Source organism: Elstera litoralis, assembly GCF_000963705.1.
Classification (GTDB): domain Bacteria; phylum Pseudomonadota; class Alphaproteobacteria; order Elsterales; family Elsteraceae; genus Elstera; species Elstera litoralis.
In genome coordinates, this window is record NZ_LAJY01000928.1 from 1 (window position 1) to 1,104 (window position 1,104).

The following is a 1,104-nucleotide window of genomic DNA, read 5'->3' on the forward strand; positions in this document are numbered from 1 at the left end:
CGACCCGAACCTGCTGTTCAATCTCGCCAGTTCCTTCATGGGTGTGCCCTCGCCAAAAGCCTTCGATGCCTTAGGCGATAAATTCGGCGTGACGGCGGCCATCGGCACCGGCCCGTTCAAGATGGAAAAATTCACCGTTGGGCAAGAAACAGTGCTGGTGCGCAACGACGCCTATAAATGGGGTTCCGATCTTTCGGTCAATCGTGGCCCGGCCAAGCTGAAGAAAATCACCGTGCGCGAAATCGCCGATGATTCAACCGCTTTCCTGGAACTGAAAACCGGCGGGGTCGATTTCCTCTACACGGTTCCCACCGATTTTCTGCCGCGCTTGAAGCAGGAATCGGCACTGAAGGTGATGGTCATTCCCGGCACCGAAGTCGTTTACATGCCGATCAATACCAGCGTCGAACCCTTCACGGATATCAACGTCCGCGCCGCCGCCGCCTATGCCATCAATCAAAAAGAAATTTGGTCGGCGCTCTATGGCAGCATCGGCAAGCCCGCCAATGGCTTTCTGATTAGCGGGCTGGAAGAAGCCAAGATCGATCCGAAATTCGCCATTGCCTACGATCTTGCCCGCGCCAAGAAGCTCCTTGATGATGCCGGATGGGTTTTGGGCTCCGATGGTGTGCGCGCCAAGAATGGCACCAAGCTCCAGGTGAAACTCTGGACCACCAATGGCACCGAGTTTAAGCGCATCAGCGAGGCGGTTCAGGCGCAGCTCAAGGCCATCGGCATGCAGGCGGAAATCACCCTCTTCGACGCCAGCACGATCAATGCCCAGTATAAAAAGAAAACCGAGCATCAGCTTGCGATCCGCAGCTATTCCTGGACCAATGCCGATATTATCGACTGGTTTTTCTCAGCGAAACGCCTCGGCTATCCGAACGTCTCGATGCTGAACGACCCGCGCGCCGAAGAGCTGAACGATTTGGCGATGAACAAGGCGCGGACCTGGCCGGAGCGCGTGCAGAATTTCACCCGCTACCACGAGTATATTCTGTCGCAATACGCGTTTGCGCCGATCTATGAGCCCGCAAATCTGTTCACCTACTCGGTCAAGAAGCTGAAACTGCCGGAAGCGGTGCGCGGTACTCGCGTGAC

Annotated in this window: 1 protein-coding gene; it reads left to right on the forward strand. The window is 56.2% G+C overall.

All coding sequences use genetic code 11. The features are described from left to right. On the forward strand, positions 1-1,104 hold a 1,104-nt coding region (locus tag VZ95_RS20775), incomplete at both ends, for an ABC transporter substrate-binding protein (protein ID WP_045777561.1).